General features: G+C 38.7%; 17 protein-coding genes and 1 tRNA gene. 13 read left to right on the top strand and 5 right to left on the bottom strand.

Features of this window, described 5'->3' with window-relative positions; translation table 11 throughout:
- The first annotated feature begins 144 nt into the window (after positions 1 to 144).
- The 3 genes from ACOQO1_RS03185 to bshB1 are packed head-to-tail and all read left to right on the top strand — an operon-like array spanning position 145 to position 3,490.
- Positions 145 to 1,554 carry an MATE family efflux transporter gene (locus ACOQO1_RS03185; RefSeq protein WP_420601413.1) on the top strand — a complete coding sequence of 470 codons (1,410 nt, stop codon included), beginning with the start codon at positions 145 to 147 and terminating at the stop codon, positions 1,552 to 1,554.
- Positions 1,555 to 1,587: 33 nt separating this feature from the next.
- Positions 1,588 to 2,757 (top strand): trans-sulfuration enzyme family protein, encoded by a 1,170-nt coding sequence (locus tag ACOQO1_RS03180; RefSeq protein WP_420601412.1) that lies wholly within the window; start codon positions 1,588 to 1,590, stop codon positions 2,755 to 2,757.
- A 10-nt stretch (positions 2,758 to 2,767) separates the two neighbouring features.
- On the top strand, positions 2,768 to 3,490 hold the full coding sequence (gene bshB1, locus ACOQO1_RS03175; RefSeq protein ID WP_420601411.1) for a bacillithiol biosynthesis deacetylase BshB1: 723 nt from the start codon (positions 2,768 to 2,770) through the stop codon (positions 3,488 to 3,490).
- On the opposite strand, the gene ACOQO1_RS03170 is transcribed toward bshB1, so the two are convergent.
- Positions 3,487 to 5,562, bottom strand: a complete 2,076-nt coding sequence (locus ACOQO1_RS03170; protein ID WP_420601410.1) for a tetratricopeptide repeat-containing sensor histidine kinase — start codon at positions 5,560 to 5,562, stop codon at positions 3,487 to 3,489. The genes bshB1 and ACOQO1_RS03170 overlap by 4 nt on opposite strands.
- Before the next feature lie 334 nt (positions 5,563 to 5,896).
- Between ACOQO1_RS03170 and ACOQO1_RS03165 the strand changes: the two genes are divergently transcribed.
- Positions 5,897 to 5,972: transfer RNA gene (locus ACOQO1_RS03165), tRNA-His, on the top strand.
- Between the two features lie 56 nt (positions 5,973 to 6,028).
- Here ACOQO1_RS03165 and ACOQO1_RS03160 read toward each other — a convergent pair.
- Together ACOQO1_RS03160 and ACOQO1_RS03155 are read right to left on the bottom strand one after the other, a co-directional pair.
- On the bottom strand, positions 6,029 to 7,588 hold the full coding sequence (locus tag ACOQO1_RS03160) for a M28 family peptidase (protein WP_420601409.1): 1,560 nt from the start codon (positions 7,586 to 7,588) through the stop codon (positions 6,029 to 6,031).
- A gap of 72 nt (positions 7,589 to 7,660) precedes the next feature.
- On the bottom strand, positions 7,661 to 8,503 hold the full coding sequence (locus tag ACOQO1_RS03155) for an AraC family transcriptional regulator (RefSeq protein ID WP_420601408.1): 843 nt from the start codon (positions 8,501 to 8,503) through the stop codon (positions 7,661 to 7,663).
- Positions 8,504 to 8,634: 131 nt separating this feature from the next.
- Here ACOQO1_RS03155 and ACOQO1_RS03150 point away from each other — a divergent pair, with 131 nt between their 5' ends.
- From ACOQO1_RS03150 to ACOQO1_RS03135, 4 genes are read left to right on the top strand one after another with little or no spacing between them, the layout of a single operon-like run.
- Complete coding sequence (locus ACOQO1_RS03150; RefSeq protein ID WP_420601478.1) at positions 8,635 to 9,540, top strand: dihydrodipicolinate synthase family protein; 906 nt, start codon at positions 8,635 to 8,637, stop codon at positions 9,538 to 9,540.
- Entirely contained in the window at positions 9,541 to 10,551 is a 1,011-nt protein-coding gene (locus ACOQO1_RS03145) for a 4-hydroxyproline epimerase (RefSeq protein ID WP_420601407.1), read from the top strand.
- 1 nt (position 10,552) lies between these two features.
- Positions 10,553 to 11,809, top strand: coding sequence for an NAD(P)/FAD-dependent oxidoreductase (locus tag ACOQO1_RS03140; RefSeq protein WP_420601406.1), 1,257 nt, complete (start codon positions 10,553 to 10,555; stop codon positions 11,807 to 11,809).
- A gap of 44 nt (positions 11,810 to 11,853) precedes the next feature.
- A complete protein-coding gene (locus tag ACOQO1_RS03135; RefSeq protein ID WP_420601405.1) occupies positions 11,854 to 12,774 on the top strand; it encodes a hypothetical protein in 921 nt (306 codons plus the stop codon).
- Positions 12,775 to 12,779: 5 nt separating this feature from the next.
- On the opposite strand, the gene ACOQO1_RS03130 is transcribed toward ACOQO1_RS03135, so the two are convergent.
- On the bottom strand, positions 12,780 to 13,175 hold the full coding sequence (locus ACOQO1_RS03130) for a VOC family protein (RefSeq protein WP_420601404.1): 396 nt from the start codon (positions 13,173 to 13,175) through the stop codon (positions 12,780 to 12,782).
- Between the two features lie 3 nt (positions 13,176 to 13,178).
- A complete protein-coding gene (locus tag ACOQO1_RS03125; RefSeq protein ID WP_420601403.1) occupies positions 13,179 to 13,823 on the bottom strand; it encodes an alpha/beta hydrolase in 645 nt (214 codons plus the stop codon).
- Positions 13,824 to 13,870: 47 nt separating this feature from the next.
- On the opposite strand from ACOQO1_RS03125, the gene ACOQO1_RS03120 reads away from it, so the two are divergent.
- From ACOQO1_RS03120 to ACOQO1_RS03100, 5 genes are all read left to right on the top strand, one after another.
- Complete coding sequence (locus tag ACOQO1_RS03120; RefSeq protein ID WP_420601402.1) at positions 13,871 to 14,293, top strand: PaaI family thioesterase; 423 nt, start codon at positions 13,871 to 13,873, stop codon at positions 14,291 to 14,293.
- On the top strand, positions 14,274 to 15,335 hold the full coding sequence (locus ACOQO1_RS03115; protein WP_420601401.1) for a chorismate-binding protein: 1,062 nt from the start codon (positions 14,274 to 14,276) through the stop codon (positions 15,333 to 15,335). The genes ACOQO1_RS03120 and ACOQO1_RS03115 overlap by 20 nt, the downstream gene beginning before the upstream one ends.
- Positions 15,336 to 15,389: 54 nt before the next feature.
- The gene (gene menD / locus ACOQO1_RS03110; RefSeq protein WP_420601400.1) at positions 15,390 to 17,114 is read left to right on the top strand and encodes a 2-succinyl-5-enolpyruvyl-6-hydroxy-3-cyclohexene-1-carboxylic-acid synthase; all 1,725 of its coding nucleotides are present in this window, start codon (positions 15,390 to 15,392) and stop codon (positions 17,112 to 17,114) included.
- A gap of 37 nt (positions 17,115 to 17,151) precedes the next feature.
- Positions 17,152 to 17,493 (top strand): DUF2853 family protein, encoded by a 342-nt coding sequence (locus tag ACOQO1_RS03105; RefSeq protein WP_420601399.1) that lies wholly within the window; start codon positions 17,152 to 17,154, stop codon positions 17,491 to 17,493.
- A 76-nt stretch (positions 17,494 to 17,569) separates the two neighbouring features.
- Complete coding sequence (locus ACOQO1_RS03100; RefSeq protein ID WP_420601398.1) at positions 17,570 to 18,400, top strand: S1 RNA-binding domain-containing protein; 831 nt, start codon at positions 17,570 to 17,572, stop codon at positions 18,398 to 18,400.
- The last annotated feature ends 101 nt before the right edge of the window (positions 18,401 to 18,501 follow it).

The following is an 18,501-nucleotide window of genomic DNA, read 5'->3' as shown; positions in this document are numbered from 1 at the left end:
AAGTCCCATATTTGTGCCATCATGAAGTTATAAGAATTATGTACGCAATAGATGTCACCATTGGCTTTAAGCCAAAAATGTAACCGAAATACTTTTTCGGTTCTGTGACATTTACACTCTTTTTTCACACATAATTTTTATAAAATGACGAATTTCAATATACCTTCTTTTAAACAATTACTTAATTATTTCTGGATAGCTGTTACTGGCAAAGAAACTGAGTTTACTTCTGGCAGCATCCGCAAAGCGATTTTCATGCTTTCCATTCCCATGATATTGGAAATGCTGATGGAATCCATTTTTGCCCTAGTGGATATTGCCTATGTTTCACAGGTCAGTGTTAATGCTGTGGCAACCATAGGGTTAACAGAATCGGTTATTACCTTAATATATGCCTTGGCCATTGGTTTAAGTATGGCGGCAACTGCGGTAGTAGCACGTAGAATAGGGGAGAAGGATGTTGATGGAGCTAGAATCGCTGCCGTACAAGCCATAGGTTTGGGAATATTGATTTCCATTCTCCTTGGAATAGTTGGAATTCTTTATGCCAAAGAAATATTGGCTTTAATGGGCGGTGAACCTGATTTGATTGCCGAAGGATATGGCTATACCAAGCTTTTGATTGGAGGCAATATCACCATCATGCTGTTATTCCTGATTAATGCTATTTTCCGTGGCGCAGGAGATGCTTCTATCGCAATGTGGGCATTGGTGCTGTCCAATGGGTTAAATATTATCCTTGATCCCATTTTTATATTTGGTTGGGGTCCAATTCCAGAATACGGGGTTATGGGAGCAGCCATTGCCACCAATATTGGGCGTGGAACAGCAGTGTTGTTTCAATTGGGAATTCTATTCTTTGGTTGGAGCAAGATAAAACTGACTGCCAAGAATTTGGTGGTTGACCTAAAGGTCATGCTCAATTTGGTAAGGGTATCCTTGGGTGGAATTGCCCAATTTTTAATTGGAACCTCAAGCTGGGTGTTTTTAATGCGAATCATGTCGGAGTTTGGCAGCGAAGTATTGGCCGGTTATACCATAGCCATTAGGGTTATTATGTTCACTTTGATGCCCTCCTGGGGTATGAGCAATGCCGCTGCAACATTGGTTGGCCAGAATTTGGGCGCACAAAAACCGGATAGAGCAGAAACATCTGTATGGAAAACCGGAAAGTACAACGCTTATTTTATGGGTTTGGTTTCTCTGGTTTATTTAATATTCGCTAAGGACATCATTTCCCTGTTCAATGCCACGCCAAGTGTTGTTGAAAACGGAGCGCTTTGCCTGCAGATTATTGCAGTGGGGTATGTGTTTTATGCTTATGGAATGGTAGTTACCCAAGCTTTTAACGGAGCTGGAGATACCAAAACACCAACTAAGATCAACTTCTTCTCTTTTTGGATGTTTCAACTACCTATAGCATATGTAGCGGCATTGGTTTTGGACTGGGGAGCCAAAGGGGTTTTTATTGCAATTACAGCAGCAGAAGTTCTATTGGCGGTAATGGCGATAATCTGGTTCAAAAAAGGAAACTGGAAGCAAGTTCAAGTATAAGTGGTTTCGTATCTTTAGGCTAAATTTTTTGTTATGAAAACCTCTAAAAAAGGCGTGAATACTATTTGTACGCACGTTGGCGAATTAAAGGACAAAGAGTTCAAAGGTACAGTTTCACCTTTGTACATGAGTACTTCCTATGAATTTGAGGATGTTGACGTTAAACGCTACCCAAGATACTTTAATACGCCCAATCAAGAAGCATTGGGTAAAAAACTGGCAGCTTTGGAAAATACCGAGGCTGCCATGATTTTTGGAAGTGGAATGGCTGCAATCAGTACAGCACTAATGGCTTTTCTTCAGGCTGGTGATCACATTGTGTTTCAGCAAACACTATATGGCGGAACCTATAATTTTGCGGTTACCCAGTTGGAAAAATATGGAATCTCCTTTTCATTTACCGATGGGTGGAGCGTTGCGGATTTTGAAAAAGAGATAAGATCAAATACAAAGATTATTTTCATTGAAACTCCATCCAACCCTTTGTTGACCATTACGGATTTGAAGGGTATTGCCCGGTTGGCCAAGTCACATGGACTTTTGACAATGATTGATAATACCTTTGCAAGCCCCATAAATCAAAACCCCGGCAATTTTGGAATTGATGTGGTGCTCCATAGCGCTACCAAATATATGGGTGGACATTCTGATATCTGTGCGGGAGTTATTGCTACTTCTAAAGAGAACATGGAGAAGGTTTATCAAACGGCCATCTGTTTTGGAGGTAGTTTAAGCGATTATACTGTTTGGCTTTTGGAACGTAGTATCAAAACCATGGGAATCAGGGTAAAGGCCCAAAATGAGAATGCGTTGAAAATGGCAAAATATCTATCCAAAAGTGATGATGTGGAAAATGTATATTACCCTGGATTGGAAACACATCCTGATCATGATGTGGCCAAATCCCAAATGAAAGGTTTTGGGGGAATGCTTTCTTTTGAATTAAATCCGAATATTGATGCTTCTCATTTTTTTAAGCATCTAAAACTTATAAAACCATCCATGAGTCTTGCAGGAATAGAAAGTACAGTACTTTCGCCTACAAAGACATCGCACGCCTTAATGAGTCCTGAGGATAGGGAAAAACAAGGGATTAAAGACTCCCTGATCAGATTCTCATTGGGAATTGAGGAAATGGATGATTTGGTTCAGGATATTGAACAGGCCATCAATCAAGTTAAATCCATGGAAGTGCCTGTATAAAAAATAGTAAATGAAATTAGACATTTTAGTATTTGGGGCCCATCCTGACGATGCCGAATTAGGTGCGGGTGGCACAATAGCCAAAGAAGTTTCCAGAGGAAAAAAAGTTGGGATAATAGATTTAACCCGTGGCGAACTTGGTACAAGGGGCTCTGCAGAAATTCGAGATAAGGAAGCTGCAAAGGCTGCCAAAATTTTGGGCATAGCGGTCCGGGAGAATATGGAATTTGCCGATGGTTTTTTTGTAAACGACAAGACTCATCAACTTGAACTTATCAAAATCATTAGAAAATATAGACCGGAGATTGTACTCTGCAACGCCATTGATGACCGGCATATTGATCATCCAAAGGGAAGTAAGCTCGTAAGTGATGCCTGCTTTTTGAGTGGATTGGTTAAAATTGACACCAAAATGGATGAAGACGGTTATTGGCAAGACCCCTGGAGGCCCAAAGTGGTATACCATTTTATACAATGGAAAAATCTTGAACCCGATTTTGTGGTCGATGTTTCTGGATTTGTAGAGAAAAAGACCGAAGCTATTCTTGCTTACGGTTCACAATTTTTTGATCCCAATAGTGACGAGCCAGAGACACCTATTAGTAGCAAAAACTTTATTGATAGTGTAATTTATAGGGCTAGGGATTTAGGAAGACTTGTCGGAGTGGAGCATGCTGAAGGATTTACTGTGGAAAGATTTGTTGCCGTTGACAACTTGGATAATTTAATCTAACTTGCTTTTTGGTACCTTTTTTCCGCCTTGGGAACGGTAAAATAAAAGGAAGTCCCTTTGCGGAGAACACTTTCTACCCAAATTTCACCTTTGTTTTTCAAGACCATTTCCTTGCAGAGCGAGAGACCTAATCCGGTTCCACGCTCGTTGTTCGTGCCGTAAGTGGTAATATTGGAGGCATCTTCAAAGATTTTTTTCTGGATTTCCGTGTTCATTCCAATACCGGTATCACGAATCATAATTTGCCACATGTTCCTTTTCTCCTCGGCTTCAATGGTGATGAGTCCATTTTCTGGAGTAAATTTGATGGCATTGCTCAGCAAATTTCTGACCACAATATCTATTTGGTTCTGGTCTGCCCAGATCAAAGGATTTTCAGGAAGCTGGTTAATTATTTTGATGGACTTTCCAGAGGCAACTTCCGACAATAATTTTACGTTAACGCTCACTATCTTATCCAAGGAAACCCTTTTGGGTTTGGTAACAACACCATTGAGCTGGGATTGCCCCCAAGACAATAGATTGTTAAGAGCGAACGAAATATTCTCGACATCAGATTTTAATTTGGGAATGAATGACAGGAATTCATCTTTTCCTATTTCGCCATCAGTGAACAACTTTAGGATGCCTTGCAAAGCTCCTATCGGCCCTCTTAAGTCATGTCCAATAATGGAGAATAGTTTTGTTTTGGTTTTATTGATTTCGTTCAATTGGGCTTCCCGTTCAATAACTACCACAGACTTTTCATGTAATTCCTTATTCAGTTTTTTCTGAATTTGGCCACTGCGACGCACTAAAAATGTAATGACACTTAAAATCAACAAGATTATTATGGCAAAATAGATGTAGTTACGTTGTTTCGCTAAAGCGGCTTCATTATTTTTTATGAGCTCTGTTTTCTCTTGCTCGTATTGAAGTTTTGTTTTTAGCAAGGACAAACTTTGTTTGTTCTTATCCTTAAAAAGGGAGTCTGAAAGTTTCTTAAAGGTTTCAAGATAACCAAGCGCAGCTATATGGTTTTCCTTTTTTTTGTGAAGTTCGTATAAGGTTTCAGAACAATCTATTTGGCCTTGTAATGATTTGATTTTTTTTGACAGACTGAGACCTTCGTTGGCATAGTTCATTGAAATACTATCTCGGTCCAGTCCAAGATACACTTTGGCCATACCATTAAGTAATTGGATTTTTTCCCTGTCATCATCCAATTCTTGGTTATGTAGCATTATACTCTGATCATACCAATATAAAGCCCATTGATATTTTTTTTGTTCTAAATAAATACTTCCCTTTACTTCATAAGCGTATGCCAGCCATTCATATATTTTATGCTTTTCAAAAGCGGTAATACTTTTATTGATATTGAACATGGCATACTCAAAGTTTTTGGCATCCTTGTACAACGAAGCCATATTACTTTGTGTTTCGGCATTTATAATCTCATTTCCTAATTCCCGGTTTATAGCTTGGACCGTGTCATAAAAAATGAGAGCATTGTCAAAGTCCTTTTGATCTGCATATAAAGTAGCAATGTTCTCATTCAAAATAGACAACATTTGTTTGCTGCCAACTTGCTTGGCAACATCTATTCCTTTAAGGTAAAGATTTAGCGCTTCTGCATGATTGCCATTATAGCTATACCCAAGTGCCAGGCTATTAATGATATTTAATTCGCATTCTTTGTCCTCAGTTTTTCTAGCTTGCTTAAGGGCTTTTTTTAATACCTGAACTGATTTTTCAATATTTCCCTCATCAGCGTAGAACCTACCTAAGTTTATGAGCGAGTTTATTTCACCATGATCAAAATTAACGGCTTTACTGAGAGCCAACGTTCTTTGGGAAATGGAAAATAAACTGTCATTATTGATGAACCTATAGGAAGATGCCAGATTAGCAAGCAAATCTATATGGGTGGTATCCTTTGGATTAAACCGATTGGTGGATTCCAATCGCTTGATTTTATATAAAATACTGTCCCTTTTGTTGACCTGTGACTGTATCGATTGAACAAAAAAGAGAAAACAGAAGACCATTACTACTTTTCCAAGTAGATTTTGGAGTTTCAAGGGGTGCATTTTTTGGGACATGAGATTTCTGAAATCTATAGAAGTAAAAATATGCTCACACCTCGTTTTAAGGAATTAAATGTTGTGAAAGGCCAAAAAATGTGTGTTTTGACTTACAAAGCGTGCATTTCGTCGAGTTTTTGATGGAAAAATGTGCTTTGATAAATGAAACCCCTGCCATCCTAAACAACAATATGTTATAAAAGAATATTGCATTTAGGACAAGTTGTTAGGTTTGTTTGCCCTATTGATTTTCATAGAGAAGTGTTTTTTCTTTGAATGTTATACCCAAATTATTTTGACTGAATTGATAAAAAAAGGTATTTTTGCCTCCGCTTTAAATGGTGGTTGTAGCTCAGCTGGTTAGAGCGCTGGATTGTGGTTCCAGAGGTCGCCGGTTCGAACCCGGTCTTCCACCCAAAAAAAGCCCCCTTTTTAAAGGGGGCTTTTTTGTTTTTAGTAAGGAATCTAAATCCTATTTAGATACTTTGTCAACGACCACCTTATTTTCCCTGTTGGCAACTTCCCAAGCAGTATGGAATACAAGTCGGGTCCTATTTTCCAGTAGATCATAATTGATTTTGTCCGGTGTATCCCCTGGTCTATGGTAATCGGCATGGGTACCATTGAAATAAAATATTATGGGAATGTTGTTTTTGGCAAAATTGTAATGATCACTCCTATAATAAAATCTATTGGGATCATTTTCATCATTGTATTTGTAGTCCAATTCAATATTGGCATATTTTTCATTTATTTCCTCCGAAAGATTGTGCAATTCCGTGCTCAACTTGTCAGAACCAATAAGATAAATGTAATTTCTATCTCCCTTTCTTTTTGGATCAATTCTACCGATCATATCAATATTTAAGTTGGCCACAGTTTGTGACAAGGGTAAAATGGGATCATAATCTGTATAATATTTGGATCCTAAAAGACCTTTTTCCTCCCCAGTAACATGCAAAAACACGATGGAACGTTTTGGGCCATGACCATCCTCAGCAGCTTTTTTAAAAGCTTCCGCTATTTCCAATAAGGCCACGCTTCCAGAACCATCATCATCGGCACCATTGTTTATTTGGCCGTCAGCCGTAACTCCAATATGATCTAAGTGTGAGGACACAACTACATACTCGTTTGGTTTTTCAGACCCCTTAAGAACGGCTACAACATTTTCAGAATTTACCGGCTCGTTCCCACTTTTTACATTGAGGCCAACATTTGAGGTAACAACTTTTGGCGTAGAATTATTTGCTATATCCGTTAATAAGGCTGTGGCAGACTTTTCATTAAGTAAAACAACAAAATTGTCTGAAACCTCTTCTTTGAGCGACATTTTACCTCCGTTGTTGTTTTTCATGAACTCGAAATAGTTCTTATACCTTGGAAAGTTTTGAGCATCAAAGTACAAAATGCCCTTGACTCCTTTTTCCGCAGCCAAACTTGTCTTCTTGCCCATGGCTTCTGACATATTGCTCCAAACGGATTTTTTGTCGGTTCCAGAAAGAACATAGGTTCCATCTTGATTTGTGGGCTCTCCCGCTTTCATTAAAACGAGTTTTCCATTTACATCCAAACCATTGTAATCGGAATACTCTCCTTCCTCAACACCATAACCCACATATACAAAATCATCATAATTACCCATGGCCGAAGCAAATGTCAATGCATCCACCCCAAGCTCAAATTCAGAACCGTTAAGTACTATGTTCCCACTTGGAACATTTGCTATTTCCAAGGGAACTTTTTGAAAATAATCACCATCTTTTTTTGCTGCAGGAATTTTCAGCGCTTCATACTGGGATTTTAAATACTCCACCGCCTTTTTCTGTCCAGGTTTTCCCGTTTCCCTTCCTTCAAACTCATCTGAAGCATAAACATAGAGATGTTCTTTTAGCTCATCCTGTGTAATGGTTTGCGCGTAGGTGACAGGATCAACAGAACTTTTTGAAGTGGTTGATTGCCCATTTACGGTTTTTTGTGAAGAGTTGCATGAAAATGCGAATGCTGCAACAATGAGGAGTATTTTTTTCATTTATGTTTATTTGTTCGATAATTTGCCAAAAATAGCGAAACAATTATTATTGGTATGCTCTTTATCAACCATTTAATTTAGTTGTTTTGCAAACTTCAAGGGATTTATCCCTTTTATTTCTTTAAACTTCCTGTTGAAATTTGAAATGGAATTAAACCCAGAGAGATTTGCAACATCCACTACCGATAAATCTTTATTATGTAGAAGCAATTGACAGGAATGCTCCACACGTACTTCAATCAAAAATTTAAAAAAGGTCTTGTTTGTTCGTTGTTTAAAAAAGCGGCAAAATGCATTAGGAGTCATATGGGCCAGTTCGGAAACCGTATCCAACTCTATTTTTTGACTGAAGTTTTTCATAACAAAATCAAATACTGAACGAAGTCTTTCTCCATGATCATTTGATATTTCTTTTGGATGTACAAAATTGGAAAGCTTAATTTTCTTGAGAGTGTTAACTTCTTTCAGTAGTTGCAAAAAACAGATGAATTTTGAAAAATCATCCATGGAAATAATGTCTTCCATATAATTCTGTACCATACTATTTTTAGATACCAATTTGAACCCAGCTTCTGAAAGGGTAAAAAAACTTCTGAGCTCGTACATTTCCTGATTTTCAAAAAAAGATGGGCCAAAGGAGTTTTTGGTGAAAAAGAGAGAGACCATATGAGAATCCCCGTCTCCTTCTATACTTTTGAACAGATGGGGAATTCCTCCTCCAATGACAAAAAAATCTCCATTTTCAAAAGAATGAATACTATCGCCCACAATTAATTTACCCTTTCCATTTATTATCTGGCTTATCTGTATTTCTTCATGCTGATGGAGTTTGTCAAAAAACACAGGCCCCTTGTCACGTTGCACAACAATATTTTCCTTTGGCTTTTTGGGGATTTTAAAAGCATATACCTTCATATGGTTCAAAATTACCCAAAAAATAATGTATAATGTTATTAATAAGGTAAAATAGTATCGTTATTGGATAATTTTCAGGAATTTCTACCGAAAAGGATGCTTTACTTTTGGACCAAAGTAAAAATATTATGATGCAATTTGATTGGAAGGGTGTGATGCCCGCGGTTACCACAAAATTCACCAATGAAGATACATTGGACCTAGAAATGTTTTCCACAAACATTAATGCGCAGTTAGATGCTGGTGTTAGTGGTATTATTTTGGGAGGCACCTTGGGAGAGGCCAGCACATTGGAAGAAGATGAAAAAAAGACACTCATTGAATGTACGGTTGACTTGGTTGATGGAAAAGTTCCCGTGGTTATGAATATAGCGGAACAGACCACTAAAAGAGCCATCAAGGCAGCTGAAAACGCGGAAAAGTATGGTGCAAGCGGATTGATGATGCTTCCACCCATGCGATATAACTCCACAGATTATGAAACTATGGCCTATTTTGAAGCGGTGGCCAAGAGTACATCACTTCCAATTATGGTTTACAACAACCCTGTAGATTACAAGATAGAAGTTACTTTGGACATGTTTGAAGAGTTGTTGAAGAACGATAATATACAGGCGGTAAAAGAATCTACACGAGATATAACAAATATCACCAGGATAAGAAACAGATTTGGTGACCGACTAAAAATATTGAGTGGGGTCGATACGCTGGCCATGGAAAGCCTTTTGATGGGTGCAGATGGCTGGGTTGCTGGCTTGGTATGCGCTTTTCCAAGAGAGACCGTAGCCATTTGCGAATTGGTAAAGGCGGGTAGAGTAGCAGAGGCAACTGCAATTTATCGCTGGTTTATGCCACTTTTGGAGCTTGATATCAACCCTCAATTGGTACAGAATATTAAATTAGCCGAAGTTGCCACTGGAATTGGTACAGAAAATGTCCGTTTGCCTAGACTTCCCCTGCAAGGAGAAGAGCGTAAAAGAGTATTGTCAATTATTGAAGAAGGTGTAAAAACAAGACCAGAAATCCCAGCTTTGTAAATGAGTATACATACGTTTAAATGTATTGATGCACATACCTGCGGAAACCCCGTTAGACTGGTAATGGAAGGTGGTCCCAAGTTAAAAGGGGCTTCTATGGAGGAGAAACGCCAGCATTTCATGAAAGAGTTCGATTGGATTCGGACAGGGCTTATGTTTGAACCACGGGGCCACGACATGATGAGTGGGAGCATTCTCTATCCTCCGCATAATCCTGAAAATGACGTAGCCGTCCTTTTTATTGAAACAAGTGGATGTCTACCCATGTGTGGTCATGGAACAATTGGAACCATGACCATAGCATTGGAAGAAGGGCTGATCAAACCCAAAGTGCCCGGAAAAGTTAGGATGGAGGCCCCGGCCGGATTAGTGGAAATTGATTATCACCAACCTAATGAAAAGGTAGAATGGGTGAAGCTTACGAACGTTAAAAGTTATTTAGCTTCCGAAAACCTGACAGTGGAAAGTTCTGCGTTGGGTGAGTTAAGCTTTGATGTTGCCTTTGGTGGAAATTTTTATGCCATTGTAGATCCTCAACAGAATTTTTCTGGGGTCCATGATTTTATCGCAAGTCAATTGGTTCAATTTTCCCAGGAAATCAGAAAACGAATCAATGACAAATACCCTTCAACGTTTATCCATCCAGAAAACTCAAATATTGATGGGGTATCCCATATGCTTTGGACGGGAAATCCCATCCATGAAGGTTCTTCGGGAAGAAATGCAGTCTTTTATGGGGATAAGGCAATAGATCGTTCACCATGTGGAACAGGCACTTCTGCCCGAATGGCACAATTACATGCAAAAGGAATGCTAAAATTAGGTGAAGAATACGTGCATGAAAGCTATATAGGATCTAAATTTGTGGGAAAGATAGAACAAGAGACCACGCTTAACGGCAAAAAGGCGATTGTTCCCAGTGTTCAGGGATGGGCAAAAATTTATGGTAGAAATACAATTACAATTGATACCGAAGATGATCCCTATGCACATGGATTCCAAGTGATATAGCATGAGCAGAAACAAAAATGTGATTATAGTAGGAGGAGGGATCATTGGTCTTTCCTCTGCTTATTTTTTACAAAAAGAAGGTCATAACGTAACCGTCCTGGATAAATCCAATATGGATGGAGGCGCATCCCACGTCAATGCCGGTTATATTACCCCAAGCCATATTATTCCCTTGGCTTCTCCTGGGATGATTTCCAAAGGAATCAAATACATGTTCAACTCTGCTAGTCCATTTTACATGAAACCTAGATTGGACATGGACTTCATGAAATGGGCATGGTACTTTAAAAAATCCTCAACGACAAGCAAGGTAAAACAAGCAATGCCGATCATCAAGGATATAAATTTGTTGAGTCGGGAGCTTTTTGAGGGAATAAAAGCCTCTGGTGATTTGGGAGACTTTCATTTAGAGCGCAAAGGACTTTTGATGGTATACCAAACCCAAAAAGAAGGAGACCATGAAATGGAAGTTGCCAGAATAGCTGGTGATATGGGGCTGGAAGTAAACACTCTGGACAGTGAAGGATTGGGCAAGGTAGAGCCAAATATCAAACTTAATGCCTTGGGGGCCGTGCACTACGAATGTGATGGTCATACCACACCTACCCAGTTTATGGAACGTATGATTGATTATTTGCCCAAGTGTGGTGTGAAAATCAATAAAAACGAAGAGGTTTTGGATGTTGTGGTCAGCGGCGATAAGATTACAGAGGTAAAAACAAATAAAGACAATTATAAAGCGGATGAAGTTGTTTTTGCAGCTGGCTCATGGACCTCACAACTTTCCAAAAAACTAAATTTAAATATGCCATTGCAAGCAGGAAAAGGCTATCGGATAAATGTTGAAAGCCCAACAAATATTTCTATGCCAGCTATTTTAATGGAGGCAAAGATGGCCGTTACGCCCATGCAGGGATACACCCGTTTTGCCGGCACCATGGAATTTTCCGGAATCAACCATGACATCAGGAGGGAACGTGTTGAGGCAATTGCAAGAGGTGCAGAGCGCTACTATGAAGGCCTTAAAATCTCTGAAGAGGATAAAAGCAATGCCCAATGTGGATTACGTCCTGTTACTCCTGATGGACTGCCTTACATTGGTGCATCCAAACAATTTGGGAATTTGACTCTGGCTACAGGGCATGCTATGATGGGATGGAGTTTGGGACCGGCAACTGGTAAATTGGTGACAGAATTGATCTCGGATAAAAAGTTGTCCATGAATATTAATCCTTTTGCTCCCGAGCGTAAATTTTGATTGATTACGCAGCCTTTGGCACTCCTTTTGTTTAATTTTATGGCATGAAGAAAAACTACGCTCTATTTTTTCTCTTGTTGTTCACTTTAAACTCATGGTCCCAAGAGATTCAGATATTTAACGTCCAAGATTTTGATTTGAAGGGCAAGGTTAAATCATGCTTGGTAATCACGGATTATGGCAGAGAGCTTTATGAGTTTAATGAAGAAGGTTTTTTGACCAAGACCATTACCCAATACAACGAAACCGACCAGGATATTACCTATTATAAATATGATGGTGGAGAGCTTGTGGAAAAAAGAATGGAAAGCTATAAGGATAATCTGCTCGATGAAGCCACCTCAATGGCCAATTTTTATACGATGGACACCGTACCGCAAAGAAAGATTATTGAAAAGATCATTTCTTATGACAAAGAATTCCTGGAGCAACAGGAATATACATTTGACGCCGAAAATAAACTGACTAAAATAACAACTTCAAATGAAGGTGGTGTAGATGAAACCACATTGGAATATGCCACATATAAAGATGAAGTCACCACAAGCGTTTTGGTAAATGGAGTGATGGAAAAATCGATTCGCAAATCCATAATTAAACAGGGAAAAAACACGGGAGAAAAGATACTGACCAAAGAATACATTGATGGAGAACCCAATGAGGCGGTAGAAAAAGTTTTTAATTCAGATGGGAAACTTGCTTCTGAAGAGGTTTTCATATATGATGTTGCCAAAAAGAAATTTGTTTCAGAAAAGAAGTTGTTCTATGCTTATGACCTTAATGGAGTATTAAGCAAGGTCACAACCAAAACATCTAATTCAGAGTTTGTGAAAGAATATATTTTTCAGTTTGACAGCAGCCCGGAAAGGAATTGGATCAAGCAAATCATCACTCCAGATAATACCTATACCACGCGCAGAATAACGTATTACCCTTTAGAGAAAATTGAGGAAACACCAAATTAGCAAGGTTATTTCAATTGCAACAAATCCCATAAATTTCCGTAGAGGTCTTCAAAAACTACAACAGTACCATAACTTTCTTCTCTTGGAGTTTCTTTAAAAACAACACCTTTTTCCTTCATGGATTGGTAGTCTTTCCAAAAATCATTGGTATGCAAAAAGAGAAAGACCCTACCTCCAGTCTGGTTTCCAATAGTAGCTTCTTGTTCTTTCCCAACAGCTTTTCCCAATAAGATGCTGGCTTGAGAGTTCTTTGGTGCAACCAACACCCATCTTTTACCATTTCCTAAATCAATGTCGTCAACAAGCGAAAAACCAAGCTTTTGGGTATAAAATGCTATAGCTTCATCATAATCCCTGACCACTAAGGTTACATGTGAAATATGCCGCTTTGAGTTTTCCATTGGTCAAATTAAATTTTGGATGATTTCAGGTTTCATTTCGTGGCCACCATCAAAAGGGATGATTTCTACCCTGTTGCCAAAAAGATGGTCAATTTTATTCTTTTCAGAGTTCAATCGTTCTGCATTAAGGTATCCATCATGAACTCCATAAACCAACTTTATTTTGATGGACTCCTGATTCAAGAATTCAAAATCTTCAGGTGTTAACTCTTTTGGTATGCCTCCAGCGTAAAGAATCAAGGTATGGCATCTTAGTTTTCTTTTTGCCATCCATCGCATGGCAACCGATACCCCTTGTGAAAACCCAAGAAGAATTAGGTTTATGTTAGAGGGTATCTGTTCAGCCTCAAAAACAGCATCGATATAGTTAAGAACATTATCTGTTTCGGCAAGAGTGTTTTCCTTGGTCAACCAACTAGCGCCAACATATTTATATTCATTTTTTAGATAATACTTGGAAGGGGCCTGAGGTGCAATAATGTAATTTTCTTTAGCATCTAACCCCATAAAGTATTTTATAAAATACTTGCTTAAATACCCAATGCCGTGAAAAACCATCCAAACATTTTTTGTTTCGGAAGTAAGTGCATTTAATGAGACATATGTGTTTTTAGCAGTATAGGTTACCGTTTTTTCCTTTGATTCCATAAACTAATATTGCCTTAGCTTTACGTAATTTTACAAAAATTAGAAGGATGAACGAGCATAAAGAGAAAATTCTGTCCGTTTGCAACAGTATTTGCAAGAACACATTGATGGAGACGTTGGAAATTAGCTATGTAGATGTTGGAGAGAATTTTTTGGTGGCAAAAATGCCGGTTACTCCAAAAGTCCATCAACCTGATGGTGTCCTGCATGGAGGGGCTTCAGTAGCTTTGGCAGAGAGTGTAGGTAGTGCTGCTTCCTACGTGTTTTTAGATGGACAGGAATTTTTTGTGCGCGGCATCGAGATAGCCGCAAACCATGTTAAAGGAATCCGAGAGGGGTATGTATATGCCAGGGCTACCATTGTTCACAAAGGCAGGACCACCCAGCTATGGGAAATAAAGATTACCAATGAAGAAGGAGATTTAATTTCCAACTGTAAACTCACCACCATTGCCCTACCAAGAAAATAAAGATTTCCATGAGTTGCTGAAGAAGGTGGATTCGTGTTTTAATGGCGAACTTCCTTTTTCCTTATATCGCAAACCATTGGAAAATCAAGTAAACTGTATTTTTCAATCTGACAATAGCTTACATACCATTTCAGATTTTGAAGATAAGGGGTTTGTTTTTGCTCCTTTTGATTTGAACAATAATGCTATTGTGGTAAAACCGGATGAAGTTCATTCCGTTGTTTTTCAAAAGGAAAAAACAAGAAACCGATCTGAAAATTTCACCCTTAGCCAAGACAAAGATGTTCATTTGAAGCTTGTTGAAAAAGGAATTGCAGCAATTGGGAAAGGAGCATTGAAAAAGGTGGTTTTATCTAGAAAGGTAAAGGTGAAATTGTCAAAAAGTCCCATCGAAATTTTTATAACCCTTTTAAACAGTTACCCCAATGCTTTCTGTTATTTGTTTTTTCACCCAAAAGTGGGCACATGGTGCGGAGCCACTCCAGAAACTTTAATGCGCATCGAAAATGGGATACTGAGCACTATGTCCTTGGCGGCGACGCTACCTTTTAAAGAAGGGGTGGAGCCAAAATGGGGAACTAAGGAAATTGAAGAACAGGAAATGGTTTCAAGTTATATCGAGGAAAGATTATCTGGAAGCATGGAAGAATTGAATTTGGGTAGAGCTGAATCCGTTAGAGCAGGAAATCTTTGGCACCTAAAATCAGAAATAAAAGGAAAGTTACTGGCTAAAGCCAAGATAGGGGATATTGTTGGCGCCTTGCACCCCACACCGGCAGTTTGTGGAATCCCAATGCAAGCGGCCAAGACTTTTATCATGGACAATGAAAATTATAAACGGACATATTATACTGGTTTTTTGGGAGAATTAAATATGAGAGATAACAAAGAAACCCATCTCTTTGTGAATCTCAGATGTATGGAGCTTACAGATGAAAAGGCAACCATTTTTGTGGGCGGTGGAATCACAGCTGCATCCGATCCAGAAAGTGAGTGGACTGAAACACAGAACAAAAGCATGACGATGCTCAATATCATTTAATTTCATGGAGCAGAAATTTAGGGAATACGTTTTTGGAACGTATTTTTGTGACCAATGATATATTCGGATATTCCCTCTGCGCAAACTCTGGTTCTTTATTTTCAATCTGTGGGAATCAAAAATATTGTGATTTCTCCGGGCTCTAGAAATGCCCCATTAACCCTGAGCTTTACAAAAAATCCTTTTTTCAAGTGCTTTAGCATTGTGGATGAACGTTGCGCTGGTTTTTTTGCCTTGGGCATGGCCCAACAGTTAAATGAACCGGTTGCTGTAGTTTGTACCTCAGGGAGCGCACTTTTAAACTACTATCCGGCCGTGGCAGAGTCATTCTACAGCGACATTCCTCTGATTGTGGTGTCCGCAGACAGACCTAGCCACAAAATTGATATTGGAGATGGTCAAACTATAAGGCAGGACAATGTTTTTAAAAGGCATATTGGCTATTCGGCCAACTTAAAGCAGGATGTTGATCATGCTCGGGATGCTATTTTGAACAATGGAGATACACAAGACATAATTCAACAATACAATGAAAAAGAAATTGAACTGGCTTTGAATATTGCCATTATGGAAAAAACACCGGTTCATGTCAATATTCCATTTGAAGAACCTTTATATGGAGTTGTTGAAACTCCAAAAGTGGAGATAGCATCCGCAAGGAAACCTGTTGTGGAAGATGCCGAGATTGAAAACCTGGAGGAGTTGAAATCTATATGGAATGCCAGCAACCGAAAAATGGTTTTGGTAGGGGTGAATTCACCAAATACAGTTTCGGATGATATCTTGGACAGGTTTGCAAATGATGACAGTGTTTTGGTGTTTACGGAGACAACTTCCAATCTGCATCACCCCAATTTTTTCCCAAGTATTGACAGCATTATAGCACCCATTGAAAAATCAGACAACAGCGATGAGCTTTTCAAAGCTTTACAACCTGATTTGTTGGTGACTTTTGGAGGTTTGATCGTTTCAAAAAAAATAAAGGCATTTTTACGAAAATATCAACCCAAACAACATTGGCATATAGATCCCCAAAAGGCGTATGATACTTTTTTCTGTCTTTCTAGGCATATCAAACAGGAGCCAAATAAGTTTTTCCGGACATTACTTGCTGAAACAAGTCCTTCGGAAAACGGCTATCTAACAAAGTGGAGCAAGGTAAAGGAAAGCTATCAGCAAAAAAGGGTAGCTTACCTAGAGAAGGTTGGTTTTTCGGATTTTACAGTTTTTGACCAAGTACAGCAAAGTATACCCAAAGGGTATCAGGTTCATTTGGCAAATAGTTCAACAGTACGGTACACCCAATTATTCCCAATGGATCCATCATTAAAAATATATTGCAATAGGGGTACAAGTGGAATTGACGGAAGTACTTCTACCGCTCTTGGAGGATCCATTTATTCGAAAACCCCAACCTTATTGATCACTGGGGATTTAAGTTTCTTCTATGATAGTAATGGGCTTTGGAACAATTATATAAGACCTGATTTTAGAGTAACCATAATTAATAATTCTGGAGGTGGAATCTTCAGGATTCTGCCCGGCAAAGAAAATACGGAAGAATTTGATGCGTTTTTTGAAACCACCCATCAATTTACTGCTGGCCATCTTGCTAAAATGTACGGGTTTTCATATCAGAAAGCAACAAGTGAAGAAGAGCTAAAAACTTGCCTGACTGACTTTTATGCAACGTCTGAAAACCCTAAAATTTTGGAAGTACGCACACCTCGTTTGGAGAACAACAAGATTTTGCTCGATTACTTTGATTTTATATCTTAGAACCATACCAATTTTGACATAAAATAATACCAACCAAATGAGTAGAAGAGACGAATTGATTGAAAAATACGCAGCTGATATTAAGGCTAAATTTGGCGAAACCCCGAATATGGATTTGCTCACCAAAGTCACCGTTGGGCTTGGCCCCTCTATCTATAATTTGGATTCTTCCAAAGTATCAGGTTCAAGTGAGAAGGAATTGGAAACGGTTAAAAACAACTTTCTAATGGGCAAGCTGGGACTTGCAGATGGGCCAGAGCTGTTGGATGCGGTCAATAAGGTCATAGACATTTATGGAAGATCGGATAAGAACAAGTACAGAGCGGTTATTTATTATATGTTGGCCAGACATTTCGGGAAAGAATCTGTTTATAATTAATAGAAAATATACAACCAAGAAAAGGCTGCTTTAAAGCAGCCTTTTTTATACCCGTTTTTCAATCTACCTTTGCGCTATGATAGAGTTGGGAAATTACAATACATTAAAGGTGCTTCGTAGTACCAGCGTTGGTCTTTTTTTAGGTGATGGTGATGGCACGGAGGTATTGCTTCCCAATAAATATGTCCCCGAGGATTTTGAGATTGATGCTGATTTGGAAGTGTTTTGTTATCTGGATAACAATGAGCGACCCATAGCCACTACCTTAAAGCCAGATATAGTGCGTAATAGTTTTGCATATTTAAGAGTAGTTGAGGTTGGGAGCTATGGCGCGTTTTTGGATTGGGGATTGGAAAAACATCTGCTGGTTCCGTTCAGGGAGCAGGCAAATAAGATGGAAGATGGTAAAAAGTATGTTGTACACTGTTATTTGGATGAAGAAACGTTCCGATTGACAGGCTCCAGTAGGTTAAACAGATTTTTGTCTAATGAAGGGTTTGATTTGCAGGTGAACAATGAGGTAAATCTATTGGTCAGCAGAAGAACTCCTCTTGGCTGGGAGGTAATTATTGAGGACAAATACAAAGGATTGGTTTTTGAGAGCGATGTTTTTAAACCAATTGCCATTGGTGATCAATTGAGAGGATATATTAAAAGTATAAGGCCAGACAATAAGATTGATGTTTCCCTACAGCCCATTGGTATTCAGATGTTGGAACCGACCGCAGAAATGATTTTCAAAAAACTTCAGCAAAATGGAGGCTATCTGGCGCTACACGATAAATCTTCGCCGGAGGAGATCAAAGCCCAGCTACACCTGAGTAAAAAATCATTCAAAAAAGCTATTGGGGCGCTATATAAAGAGAGGAAAATAAACATTAAGGAAGACGGAATTTATTTGTTGTAGATGTGCCTTTTCATGAAGTCTTGAAAAACCGCCCAATTAAATAGATACCGTTAAGTTTTTTTCTTCACACAAAAATTTTACATTTGTAAAAGCACAGATTA

This window comes from Flagellimonas sp., assembly GCF_965222555.1.
Lineage (GTDB): Bacteria > Bacteroidota > Bacteroidia > Flavobacteriales > Flavobacteriaceae > Flagellimonas.
Note: the sequence above shows the minus strand (reverse complement) of the source record. Positions and strands in the feature narration are given on the sequence as shown.